This is a genomic window from Ruminococcus sp. CAG:330 (assembly GCF_000437175.1).
Taxonomy (GTDB): domain Bacteria; phylum Bacillota; class Clostridia; order Oscillospirales; family Ruminococcaceae; genus Ruminococcus_C.
Window position 1 is genome coordinate 55,266 of record NZ_FR898089.1, and the last position, 12,581, is coordinate 67,846.

Genomic DNA, 12,581 nt, shown 5'->3' on the forward strand with positions numbered 1-12,581 from the left:
ATACAAACTGTTTTTGAATAACCATTATTTTTGCAGATATGCCATGATATCATCCCGCATCCGGATTGCTTCTCTCCGGGCAGCCTTTGCGAAATCTTCTTCCGGACAATTTTCTTCCTTTTGGTAAGCACACATAATTGCACGAGAAGAATTCACAATGGCACCTCTTCCGTTGGCATCAAATGCACCGGCAACGCCCTTTGCGCCGCCGCCCTGCGCACCATAGCCAGGAACAAGGAACATGGTATGCGGAAGCTTTGCCCGCAGTTCTGCCAGCTGTTCCGGATAAGTTGCACCAACTACAGCACCTACTGCCGAGTAGCCATACTTTCCGATCTGCTGTTCTCCCCACTTTTCGCACATTTCACCCATGATCTCATAAACCGACTTGCCGTCAATTTTCCGATCCTGAAGCTCCCCGCTAGAGGGATTCGAAGTCTTTGCCAGAACAAAGATTCCCTTGTCATACTTCTGGCAGACATCCAGCAGCGGCTGGATTCCATCTGTTCCAAGGTATCCATTGACAGTCAAAGCATCTGCGCCAAATGGCTCCAGCTCCACGCCATCTACCATTACTTTTCCCAGATGCGCTGTTGCATATGCAGTCATGGTTGCGCCAATGTCATTCCGCTTACCATCTGTCATAACATACATGCCCTTTTGCTGTGCATAACGAATGGTTTCTGCCAGTGTCCGCACACCTTCCCAGCCATACATCTCATAATAGGCTGCCTGCGGTTTGATTGCAGGAACAATGTCACAAAGTTCGTCAATCAAAGCCTTATTAAACGCCAGAATCGCTCCGGCAGCGGCTTTCAAGGTATGTCCGTCCTTAACAAAGAAAGCATCCTTCAAAAAGCGAGGAACATATTCCAGCTTCGGATCCAATCCGGCAACAGACGGATTTTTCAATTCGTCAATCCGTGCAATCAATCTATCAAATGACATATTCCTTATTCCTTTCCCGACTGAAAATATTGCGCATCCTGATATCTCACTTCACCATCTGTAATCGTCAGAACCGCCTTTCCTTGCAGCATCTTTCCTTTCCAGATCACATTTTTAGCCTTGGAATGCATTTTTTCCGGATCAACCGTCCAACAGTAATTCAGATCTACCAGTGTCAGTTCAGCATTTTCTCCCGGTGCAATCTGCACCTGCGGCAAATGCAGAATCTGGCGTGGACGAATTGCCATCTTCTCAACAAGTTCCGGAAGTGTCATCAAACCGGCGTGCACCAGCTTCAGAGAAGCCGCCAGAGAGGTTTCCATTCCAATGACGCCGTTTGGCGCATGCTCAAAATCTGCTTTTTCCTCCGGTGAATGAGGGGCATGATCTGTGACAATACAGTCAATGGTTCCATCCAGAACACCCGCCAAAACCGCCTTTCGATCTTCTTCTGTCCGAAGTGGCGGATTCATTCGATAGTCTGCATCCCGGCAAAGCACGGCTTCCTCCGTCATCAGGAAATAATGCGGACAGGTTTCACAAGTCACCTGAACACCGTGCGCCTTTGCCTGGCGAACAATCTCCACACTGCCGCTGGTGCTCACATGTGCAATGTGAATGGCGGTATTTGTCGTTGCTGCCAAAATAATCTCACGTGCTGTAATATAATCCTCAGAAGCACGATCCATTCCCTTGACATGCAGCGTTTCCGAAGCAACGCCATGATTCACAATACCGCCATGAATGATGGACAGATCCTCACAATGAGAGATCACCGGAATGTTTCGCTGATACGCCTCCTGCAATGCCTGGCGCATGGTTTCCGCGCACTCTACCGGTCTTCCGTCATCCGAAATCGCACAAATTCCAGCTTCTTTCAAGGCATCATAATCGCATAGTGTTTCGCCCTGCAGCCCCATGGTAATGCAGCCAACCGGATGCACTTTCACGCCGGTTTGCCTCGCTTTTTCCACGATATAGCAAACCGTTTCCACAGTATCAATGGCTGGGATTGTATTCGGCATGCAGGCAACACCCGTTACGCCTCCGGCAAGTGCAGCTGCAGCGCCTGTCAAAATATCCTCTTTGTGCGTCTGACCGGGATCACGCAAGTGGACATGCATGTCAAACAATCCCGGCAGCGCAGTCAAAGAAGAGCCATCGATTTCAACATCTGCCGGTCTTTCGATTTTTGCGGCAACTTCCTGAATGATACCATCTGCAATATAGATATCGCACCGTGGAAATACTGCTTTCTGCACGATCTGCACATTTCGAATCAAAATTTTCTGTTTCATATTTTCTTCTTTCTATCCGGTGTGTCCTGATAAATTGCGACACAATCGACACCGTCAATTTCCTGCATGGATACGCATACGGTTTCTGTTTGCGATGTCGGCACATTTTTCCCAACGTAATCTGGGCGAATCGGAAGTTCCCGATGTCCACGGTCTACCAGCACTGCCAATTGCATACATTGCGGACGGCCAAGAGCTAAAATCGCATCAATTGCCGCACGGCAGCTTCTTCCGGTATACAGCACATCGTCTACAATCACCACGCATTTATCCTGCACAGGGAAGTGAATGCTGCTCTGTTCTGCATGAGATGCGTCCGCGGTAAGATCGTCACGATATGGGGTGATATCCAATGCACCGAAATCCACCTGCACCTGTTCCAGATCGAATATCTTTTTGGCAATCCGTTCCGCAAGCACAACGCCACGGGACAGGATTCCGATGATACAAAGATTTTCAGCGCCACGATTTCGCTCCAGAATCTCATAAGTGATTCTTGTCACCGCACGGCGAATCGCATTCTCATCCATAATCAAAGCTTTCTTTTCCATACGCACCTCCCGCAACAAAAAATGCCTGTCCCATCAGGCAGACAGGGCAGGCACTACAACATCGCAAAAATAGAGTATGCTATAATTTCTGAAGCGCCTTGTCAACCTCACGGGATCAACTTAAAGGATTCATCATTGCTTATTATACCACACTTGAACCGATTTGTCCAGTACTTTTTTTGAATTTCTGAGATTTTTCTTTTTTGCAATGAAATCTACACGACTGCTCTTTCTGAAAGCGCATTGCTCAGAGAGATCAGCTGCTCCATTGTCAGCTTTTCCATTCGAACGGATTCCGGAAGTTCCATTTCCTCCAATATTGAAATCAGCATCTGCTTTTCATATCCCATAGTCGCAGAAAGCGCATTGACCAGCGTCTTTCTTCTCTGGGAAAAACCATTCTTGACCATTGCAAAGAAGTGTGAGGGATTCTTTGTGATATCCGCATACCGCTGTTTCACCTGAATCTGAATCACTGCCGAATCCACATTCGGCGGCGGAAGAAAACTATCCCGCAACACAGGAAACAGGATATCCGCCGTACCATAGTAATTGACTGCAACAGTAATTGCACCAGATTCTCTTGTTCCCACTTTAGCAGTCAGCTTTTCAGCGACTTCCTTCTGCACCATCACGGTAATGGTATCGATCGCAGCACCGCTCTCCAAAAGATGCATCAGAATCGGCGTAGTAATATAATAGGGCAGATTGGCACAAACCGCACATCGAAGTCCGGAGAACTCCTGCTCCAACAGTGCCGGAATATCATACTCCAAAATGTCCCCTTGTATCACATGCAGATTCTCAAACTTTCCAACGGTTTCCTGTAGAATCGGAAGTAGCCGTGTGTCAATCTCGACTGCCGCAACTTTTTCCGCACGCAACGCCAGCTGCTGTGTCAACGTCCCAATACCGGGACCGATTTCCAGCACGCCATATCCTGCACACGCATTTCCCTCTTCCGCAATTCTCGGGCAAACAGAATCATCAATCAAAAAGTTCTGACCAAATTTTTTGGAAAAATGAAATCCATGTCTTGCAAGCAATGCATGCACGCTTTTTTTCTCCGTCAAATCCATCATATCAATTCTCTTCCTCCAATTCTTTCACTTCAATGCTCCGCTGCAAATGCGTGCTGTAAAAATAGCACTGTTTAACCTGTATTCCGCTAATACATTCCAGCGCTGCACGATAGAGCATCAGTTGTTCCTGATATCGTTCGATCAGCTGTTCCTCCGAAGAAATCACATCTGTCTTATAATCCAATAGCGTATAGGATTTTCCATCCGAAAACGCAAGGTCGATGATTCCCTTTATCATGCTGTCAGAGCCCTGATACTGTTGCAAAACAGCCTCCATCTTTGGAGAAAGCTTCAAATCCTTACAACATACCAGGAACTTCTTTTCCCGCAGAATACGCTTTGCACTTCTGATACTCTGGTAAATCGGATCCTTGAAAAAATACTGTATGGTTTCTGGTTGAACCACAGCAGCCTGCTCTTTTGTCAAAAATCCATGGGTTTGAAGTCGTCCAATTTCTGCTGGCACATCCAGTTCTGCCCGCTTAAAATCCGCATATTGAAAAAAGGTATGAATTGCCGTACCACGTTCTGCGCCGGTAAGCTTTCTCGTCTTTTGCAAAAACTGGGGTCTTTTCCAAATCGGTGCACTGTGATTCTGTGATTCCTGTATTGCAGAAACACTAAGCAGGGAGGCACGTTCCACATCAGAAGACTGATACTGAAACTCAATCATATGCAGGATTTCCGAAGTGACTGCCGGATCCGCATCCGGCAGATGTTTCTGCGTTTCTGTTTCCCCTGCAATCACCTCTGGCAAATCGTCCTCATATTGTATTTGAAGATGTTCCATCCATGCCGGTGTATCCCAATTCTTTTCTGGAAGTTTGACGATCTTCTGAAGCGTCGCATCATTAGAGAGAACCAAACACATCCAAATCCAATCCGCCATGGTTTTGGCTGACAAAACCAGCGAAGCAGGAAGCGTTCCGTCTGGCAGAATGTCTTTCGCATATTCGTCCAGTTTATACTTCTTTGCCTGATACAGCTTTTCTTGAACCAATGGCAAAAACAACTGCTGTTTGGCACGGGTCATTGCAACATATAGCAACCGAAGTTCCTCACTCTTTGACTTTTTCTCAATCTCCTGCTCCAGCACCAAGTATGGCAATGTTTTCGCCTCTGTGTATTCTTCTGGGTTCTTGATTCGAAAGCCAATCATTCCGGAATCCAAAAACAGCGCTGTCTTTCGCTTTTCGTTTCCTGAAAAATTCCGATTCAAGTTTCCCAAAAAGACAAATGGGTATTCCAGCCCCTTGGAACCATGCATAGTTTTAATGACAACCGCATTCTCAATTCCGGCACTCGGCGCAACCTGCTGAAAATCGTTACCGCTCTCCACCAGCCAATCAATATACCGCAAAAATCCTGAAACACCTCCGGCAGAAGATGTCTGATTCTCCTCATACTGCCGTGCATACTGCAAAAGCATATTCAAATTTGCACGCTTTCGCTCTCCGTCTTGTGTCAATTGCATAACCGACAGGAAATCGGTTCGATCATAAATTCGATGAATCAGATTTTCCAGCGTCATCAGCGCAGCATCCTGACGAAGCTGCTGTAAAATTTGATAGAGCTCCTGACATTTTTGCAGCAAAAGTTCCGGAAGTTCCTTCCGATATGCCGCAGATGATTCCTTTTCTGCCGGCATAACGCCGATTGCCATACAAACATCAGCGTATAGACTCGACTTCTTGGAGAGCATCCGCAGTTGTACCAATTCCTCTGCCGTAAACCAAAACATCGGAGAAAGCATAATCGCTGCAAGAGAAGTATCCAAAAGCGGATTATCCAGGACACGCAGCATATCCAAGAGCAAGCTAACCTCCCGTGCCTGTAAATATCCCTTTTCTTCTGTTCCACGCACCGGAATTCCTGCTCGTTCCAAAGCATGCGCAAACTCATGGCATAACGTGTGATCTCGCAACAAAATACAAAAATCACGGTATTCGCAGGGGCGGAGCGTTCCATCTTTCTGTGCAACTACGGTTTTGTTTTGAATCATTTTCTGAATCTGCCGTATCACATATTGCTGCTGCACATCGCCATCTGCATTTTCATGCAGCACTGCAACATGCACTGCCTGCTCCTCCTCTGGCAAAATCGCAGAAATTGCAGTGCCCGCCTGAAGCGCCTCTCCATCGTCATACTGTACATCTCCGCAGTCCAATGACATGAGATTACCGCAAGTATAGTTTACAAAATTCAGAATTGCGGGAACACTTCGAAAATTTCGATTCAAGGAGATATGTTTACAAACACTGGATGAATTTGCAGAAGAGTGAATGGCGGAAACAAAGTTCTGCGGATTTGCCAAGCGGAACCGGTAGATCGCCTGCTTTACATCTCCCACCAGAAAAACATTTTCCCCGTATCGCAAATCGCCTGTTTTCGGATCAATGCAATTTCTCGAAATCAACTTAAAAATATCATCCTGCTTGTTGTTGGAATCCTGATATTCATCGATCATAATCAGCTGATAAAAATCCGCCATTTCTTTCGCCAGAGCAGACGGCTGCAGTTTTCCGTTTTTGTCAATTTGGGAAAGCAGTTCCAACGCCATGCGTTCTGCATCATCAAAGCCAAGGACGTTTTGCTGTACCTTCATCTCCCAAATCGCATCAAACAAATCCTTTTCCAATGAAAAGAAAATGGGTGCAAGCTGGCGATGCTGTGCGATGTCCAATTCCTCATAAGGGAAAATGCTCTGTATCATCTCACAAAGCTGGTCTTCCGCCACCGAATAGCGATCCCGAAGTGCTTTTACGGTATCATAGTCTGTCGTACTGACAATATTCTTTTTTGCTCTTGGATACCGCTTATTGCCGTCCTTTCTTGATTTTCTCTTCTCCAGCAATGCAGTTCCAAGCAGCGATGTATCCCTTTCTCCGGCATCAAGCTGCATTTTCAGCTTTTCCAGACAGCGAAGATCTTCCTGCACCCATGGGAGAACGGTATTGTCTTTCACAGTATCATAAAGACCAGAGGCGATATCCACTGCTTCCCGTGCATCATCCAGAGAATTTTCCAGAAGCTGTTCAAAGCTTTCTTGAAACTTTTTGTGATATACCGTTTCCGACAGCGGTTTTTCCAACTCTGAGAGAACTTTCTTCTGCCACTGTTCCCGAAACGGAACAGAGCCAAAGAAATGGTGCAGCTCCAGCAAAATTCGTTCAATAGGCGTATCGTTTTTCTCGCAGAAACAATTCCAAAGAATTTTCATCTCCTCCGAATGCGCTGTATACCACTGATTCAAAACCGCATCTGCTGCCTTTGACTCCATCAGCTTGCTCTCTGTGTCATTCAAAATGCGAAATCCAGCAGTGATGCCGTTGTCGCTAAGATTATCTCGAATAAAATCAAAGCAAAAAGAACTAATGGTCGAAATATGCGCACTTTGCAGCAAAATCTGCTGTTGATACAGCCATTTATTTTCCGGATGCTGTTCGATCTGCAAATCCAACGCCTGATATAGTCTTGTTTTCATCTCCGCAGCAGCATCGTTGGTAAAGGTGACAACAATCATCCGGTCTGCCGGAACACGCTTTTCCGGATCTTCCTCCATTAAAATGCGAAGCAGACGTTCTACCAACACAGATGTCTTACCGCTTCCGGCAGCAGCTGATACGATCAGACCGCAATCTCTTGTGGTAATCGCCGCCTCCTGTTGTTCCGTCCATGCCATTATGCATCTTCCCCCTTTTCCAGCAGTGCCAGCATCTGTTTTTCTCGATCACTCATTCTACCTTCCAGACATCTTCCATGCGTCTGGCCTGCATTTCCACAAATTGCCGCATAACTACAATACGTGCAACCGCTCTTTTCTTTCAGGCGAAGCGGATTCGCATCGATCTCACCGTGATAAATCTGCTCTGCCATGTGAATCATTTGCTGAAAAACATATTCCCGCAGATGTTTCATCTGTTCCCATGTCACAAATGTTCCAGACTTTTCAATCAGCTGATGATTGGCATCCAGCTGCGCCGGAATGTAGATACCATTTCCGTCCGGTTCCATCAAGGAAATCAGGTTGGCGTCTTTCAAAAGCACACCGTTCATGCGATAGGTCTTCTCGAAATACTCTTGCACAGAGCCGTTTTCCCCTCGCACCAATCCGCTTTGCGCACTGCCGGAAGGCATATATAGCACACCTGCCGGCTTTGCTGCAGAGAGGAGTGTTTGGGGTGATGTAATCGTGAACAGGTAAATCAGCATCTGCAAATCTAAACCATAGAGCAGGTTTCCAATAGAGAATTGTTTTGCATCACTCTTATAGTCCACCACACGCACCCACAGCTGGTCTGCCTCCTGACAAACATCGACACGATCCACGCTTCCGGTCAAGCAGATTTTTTGACCATCCCTTGTGCGTAAATCCACTGGCGGAAAATCCTTTGAGGACGGGGAAATGGGCAATTCCAGATAGCGTGGATAAAATTTAGAGTGAGAGAATTCTTCCTGCAAATGCCGCATCAGCTCCTGCATTCCAGAAACCACATGGGAGTACACTGCCTGCTCCCGAAAACTCTTCGAGAAATCTCCGCCCATTTCATTTTCCCAGAACTTTTCGGCATACTGTACCGTACTTGAAAGCAGTTTTTCCGGTGTCAATGCCAGAAATGCATCTCGGTCATATTGTTTTAGAATTTGTTCCAGACAATAGTGAATCATACTGCCGCTTCCAGCTCCAGCCATTTGCACTTTCTGCCGGCGAAACAGATGCAGAATATCCTGACAAAAATATTGAAACGGACAGAGCTGATACCGATTGAGCGCACTGGCGGAAAGCTGGATGCTATTTCCCAAATATCGCTGCATCAAATCCGGATTCTTCACTTGAAACAGCGGATCCTCTGGATTTTCCTTCCCGTTTTGCACAAGATTTTCCAAATGGAGCAGGCGCTTTTGATAAAATGGATCCTGCATCAAAACTGCTTCAATGCTGGCAGTATCTGAGCCATATTCAGAATAATCCTGTACATAGCGATAATAGGCGGCATGCAATGTTGTCGCATAATAAGAGCCGCAAAACGCAATGCACTGCTGTTTTAGCGCTTCTGCCCGTGGAAACATCCGCTGGATTTGGAGCAGGACGGAAGCTGGATAGCACTTTTGCTGTGTGATATCGACCAACGGATATGTTAAGTAAAGCGTATGGGAAGCAGCGGAGAGCAGCTTATAGGCAGCAAGGCGTGCATCCGCCATTTGTGCTTCCTTTGGCTTGACGACTGGGATTTTCACCTTTTCCATCTTCAAAAAGTCTTTCTCTGAAAAGATGCCATTTCCGCTTGCAGCAGCCGGAAAAGTTCCTTCACAAACACCAAGGAGAAAAACGATTTTTGGCGCATTCAGACGTGCTGTACTTCCCTGAGAAATCATTACAGCATCCAGCGTTCTTGGCGGAACAACACGCTGAATGTGCTTGGTCAGTGCCAGAAAAATGGTACAGAATTCTGAGAGTTCCATGGGAACATCCGCATACAGCTGTTCCATATGATCCAGAATATCAATCCAGCTATTCCAAACGTGATTCCAGTCCTCCTGTGCCTGCATTCGCTGAGATTCCTCGGCAATATGCGAGAGCTGCTCTGTCAACCGTTCCTCCACGCCCTGTGCAATGCAAAAGTCATAGAAAATACGGCAATATGCTGCACCTTCTTTTGTACCCTTACAACATTTTTTCAGTTCTTCAAACGGTGTCCAAAGCTTTTGCCGGAGTTTCTCGGCTACTTCAGCATCACCGCCGGTAAACGGCTTCTCCCACGTTGCTCCGTCGATCTGCCAAGCGTAGCAGTAATTTTCCAGAATGGAGATTTCCGATAGCGTGCATACTGTCATGCCAGTCTTTCCAAGGCGCATCAAAAGTTCCGTACTTGGATGTTTTTTCTGCATCAGACTGGATAGGGTGTGCAAATATATCATCAACGGCGCATGCAAAATGGATTGCTTCTCATCCATATGGTACGGAATCTCATAGCGCAGCATTGCAGTTTCCAGCACACTTTGGTAATCGGAAAACTGATTGGTGAGCACTGCAATATCCCGGCAGCGCAGGGCTTGATCCTGTGCCAACAGCCGCCGAATCGTTGCACAGACAAACTCCGCTTCTTCATTCGGCGTAGAAGCTTCTAAAATATGAATTTGTTCTGACTTATTACAAAATGCAGCTGTACTCCGAAAAACATGATGGCTCAGCCATGCGAGATCCGGCGTGTGAAAACGGTATGCCGTATTACAATACAGGGTATCCACTGGAATATGTAGTTCTGATGCCATTCTGGAGAGCCGGTATCGTGTTTCGTTTACGGTTTCAAATAGCGAAAATGGTTTCTGCTCTTTTTCATCCGTTCGCAGTGCAATCACCACATCTTTACATAACGCAAAGAGCACTTGCAGCAGTTCGTATTCATCCTCTGTGAAGCTCTCAAACTCATCGAGGAACAGTGTTTTTCCCAGAAACGCATCCTGCCCGTTGGCAATTGCTGCTGCTTCTGTCAGTTCAGTTTCCACATCCTTGAGGTGATGTGCTTCCAACAAGCAATCATATGCCTGATAGATATGGAACAGATCCATGGTTTTCTCCAGCAGACGGCCATTTAATGTGCCGCAGCTCTCGTAGAGAAACGCTGGCGTGATACCGCTCCGGCGAAACTGGGACAGCAGCATGGAAACCTCATCCACAAATGCAGTCTGCTGACATTGCTTTTTCAAAATGGTTAGCTTATTTTCCCGAGTAGCAACCTGCTGAATTGCCTGATACAGGAGTGCAGTTCGTGTGAGATCATCTGCATTTTCCTTGCCATCCGGCGTGCTTCCGTAACGCTGGAAAATAGCACGTGCTAGAGATTTAAAGCTGTGTGTTTCCAAACGATTAAATTGCTTTGCACCCAGGATGTGATAGAGTTTTTTGTCAAACTCGTAAGAGAATTGCTCAGGAACCAATGTCAGGATTTCCTCTTCTTCCTGCACTTTACGCTGAATTTTGCGAATCAATGCTGTAGATTTTCCGCATCCGGCGCCACCGAGAATAAACTTTATCATATTACACCACCTATGTTATGAAAAAAGCCGCAGCAAATAGACGAAATGTACTATTCCACTGCGGCAAAATAAAAATTCAAGACAAAACGATTTTATAGATTGGTATTCGGTTCAACAATGATCTCTCGATGCGGAACCGGCGTAGAGAACACAATCTGCGTCGAAGTATTTCCAAATCTCTGAATCTTCCCAATAAAAGTATCCAATTCCTGTGTGGACGGAAAGGCCACTTTGATCAGCATAGAATAGACACCAGTAACGCAATTGCATTCCAGCACATTCGGACAGCTGTTGATAAATGGATAAAACTCCGATTTCTGATCCGCCGAGAGCTCCAAGTTTATGAACGCTGTGATGTGATATCCCAATTTCTGACGGTCAATAATCGTATTATATCCCAAAATAATTCCCTGTTTTTCCAGCTTATCGATTCGAGAAGAAACTGCCGGTGCAGAGAGGAACACCTTGGAAGCCAGCAATTTCAGCGGCGCTCTTGCATTTTCCTGCAGCAGTGTAATGAGCATGGCGTCAATTTTATCCATGAACGTACTTCATCCTTTCCCATGGCGGCCGAATACATTTATTTCAAAAGTAAAACGATAAAATCGTAATTGGACAGTATCTTGAAATGGCCTCTTTCATTTCTTTTAGTATAGCAAAAAAATGTGGACGTACATTTTCTTTTTTATAAAATCTTTTTCAAAACTTAATTTTATTATTTTTTTACGCCTTCAATTCTGCTTTTTGTTTGTTTTACTTCCTGCAAACCATTCTGCAAATAGGTTTCCACATCAGTCAGCAAATGATCGACATACTTTTCTGCTGCGCTCTTGATCTCCTTTGAACCATTCTGCGCCTTGGTCAGCATATCCAGCGCCCGTTGTTTTGCCTCCTGCAAAATTGCCTGTTCGGAAAGCATCCGCTTTGCACGGGCTTCCGCCTCCTGTACAATTGCCTCTGCCTTGCTTCTTGCCTCATTAATGATTCGGTCACAATCTGAATCGATTAGCTTCGCACGTTTGATTTCTGCCGGAATGTTCAGATGTGCTTCGTTCAAAAGTTCCCGCATCCGATCCGCATCGATCACAGCTTTATGAGGTGCAAACGGGATCGGCCGTGAACGTTCTAACAGATCATCCATATCACTCAAAATTTCTTCAATTGTCATGAGAGCCTCTCCTTTACCAATCGTTTTTCAATCAATTCTAAAATCTCAGGGGGAACAAAGTGGCTGATATCACCGCCAAATGTTGCAATCTGCTTGACTACGCTGGAACTTAGATACATATTTTCCGCAGTAGTCGTCAAAAAGACCGTCTCTGCGCCTGCGTACAGCTTTCGATTTGCCAGTGCCATCTGAAATTCGTACTCAAAATCACTTACCGCCCGAAGTCCTTTTACAATGGCAATTGCACCGGCATCTTTCACATAATCTGCCAAAAGTCCGTCTGAAATATCTACCTGCACATTAGAAAGATGCTTTGTCACACAAAGAATCATGTCTTTCCGTTCCTGCGGCGTAAAGCTTTCGTTTGTTTTCATAATGTTCTTTGAAACCAGAACGATAACACGGTCAAAGAGCTTCGAGGCTCTTGTGATGATGTCCAGATGCCCGATGGTAACCGGATCAAAACTTCCGGGACACACAGCAATTCGCTCCATGA

General features: G+C 45.9%; 9 protein-coding genes. All 9 read right to left on the minus strand.

Translation table 11 applies throughout. The annotated features are described in order from the left end of the window. Positions 1-24: 24 nt before the first annotated feature. The 9 genes from pyrF to coaD all read right to left on the minus strand — a co-directional run bounded on the left by pyrF (position 25) and on the right by coaD (position 12,579). Positions 25-948, minus strand: coding sequence for an orotidine-5'-phosphate decarboxylase (pyrF, locus tag QZL66_RS10470; RefSeq protein ID WP_022411668.1), 924 nt, complete (start codon positions 946-948; stop codon positions 25-27). Between the two features lie 5 nt (positions 949-953). Continuing rightward, entirely contained in the window at positions 954-2,246 is a 1,293-nt protein-coding gene (locus QZL66_RS10475; RefSeq protein ID WP_022411669.1) for a dihydroorotase, read from the minus strand. After that, positions 2,243-2,797, minus strand: coding sequence for a bifunctional pyr operon transcriptional regulator/uracil phosphoribosyltransferase PyrR (gene pyrR, locus QZL66_RS10480; RefSeq protein WP_022411670.1), 555 nt, complete (start codon positions 2,795-2,797; stop codon positions 2,243-2,245). Before pyrR ends, QZL66_RS10475 begins: the two co-directional genes overlap by 4 nt. A 215-nt stretch (positions 2,798-3,012) precedes the next feature. Further along, positions 3,013-3,879 (minus strand): 16S rRNA (adenine(1518)-N(6)/adenine(1519)-N(6))-dimethyltransferase RsmA, encoded by an 867-nt coding sequence (rsmA, locus tag QZL66_RS10485; protein WP_022411671.1) that lies wholly within the window; start codon positions 3,877-3,879, stop codon positions 3,013-3,015. Between the two features lies 1 nt (position 3,880). After that, positions 3,881-7,561: a helicase-exonuclease AddAB subunit AddA gene (gene addA, locus QZL66_RS10490; protein WP_022411672.1), complete on the minus strand. Its 3,681-nt coding sequence runs from the start codon at positions 7,559-7,561 to the stop codon at positions 3,881-3,883. Further along, positions 7,561-10,917: a PD-(D/E)XK nuclease family protein gene (locus QZL66_RS10495; RefSeq protein WP_022411673.1), complete on the minus strand. Its 3,357-nt coding sequence runs from the start codon at positions 10,915-10,917 to the stop codon at positions 7,561-7,563. Before QZL66_RS10495 ends, addA begins: the two co-directional genes overlap by 1 nt. Positions 10,918-11,009: 92 nt before the next feature. Further along, positions 11,010-11,459 carry an Lrp/AsnC family transcriptional regulator gene (locus QZL66_RS10500; RefSeq protein WP_022411674.1) on the minus strand — a complete coding sequence of 150 codons (450 nt, stop codon included), beginning with the start codon at positions 11,457-11,459 and terminating at the stop codon, positions 11,010-11,012. Positions 11,460-11,632: 173 nt separating this feature from the next. After that, a complete protein-coding gene (locus tag QZL66_RS10505; protein WP_022411675.1) occupies positions 11,633-12,085 on the minus strand; it encodes a hypothetical protein in 453 nt (150 codons plus the stop codon). Beyond that, the gene (gene coaD / locus QZL66_RS10510) at positions 12,082-12,579 is read right to left on the minus strand and encodes a pantetheine-phosphate adenylyltransferase (RefSeq protein ID WP_022411676.1); all 498 of its coding nucleotides are present in this window, start codon (positions 12,577-12,579) and stop codon (positions 12,082-12,084) included. The genes QZL66_RS10505 and coaD overlap by 4 nt, the downstream gene beginning before the upstream one ends. Positions 12,580-12,581 lie beyond the last annotated feature (2 nt).

Excerpts from the sequence above, each read along its gene's own strand:
- pyrF (WP_022411668.1), bottom strand. The coding sequence starts at position 948 with ATGTCATTTGATAGATTGATTGCACGGATTGACGAATTGAAAAATCCG.
- QZL66_RS10475 (WP_022411669.1), bottom strand. The coding sequence starts at position 2,246 with ATGAAACAGAAAATTTTGATTCGAAATGTGCAGATCGTGCAGAAAGCA.
- pyrR (WP_022411670.1), bottom strand. The coding sequence starts at position 2,797 with ATGGAAAAGAAAGCTTTGATTATGGATGAGAATGCGATTCGCCGTGCG.
- rsmA (WP_022411671.1), bottom strand. The coding sequence starts at position 3,879 with ATGATGGATTTGACGGAGAAAAAAAGCGTGCATGCATTGCTTGCAAGA.
- addA (WP_022411672.1), bottom strand. The coding sequence starts at position 7,561 with ATGGCATGGACGGAACAACAGGAGGCGGCGATTACCACAAGAGATTGC.
- QZL66_RS10495 (WP_022411673.1), bottom strand. The coding sequence starts at position 10,917 with ATGATAAAGTTTATTCTCGGTGGCGCCGGATGCGGAAAATCTACAGCA.
- QZL66_RS10500 (WP_022411674.1), bottom strand. The coding sequence starts at position 11,459 with ATGGATAAAATTGACGCCATGCTCATTACACTGCTGCAGGAAAATGCA.
- QZL66_RS10505 (WP_022411675.1), bottom strand. The coding sequence starts at position 12,085 with ATGACAATTGAAGAAATTTTGAGTGATATGGATGATCTGTTAGAACGT.
- coaD (WP_022411676.1), bottom strand. The coding sequence starts at position 12,579 with ATGGAGCGAATTGCTGTGTGTCCCGGAAGTTTTGATCCGGTTACCATC.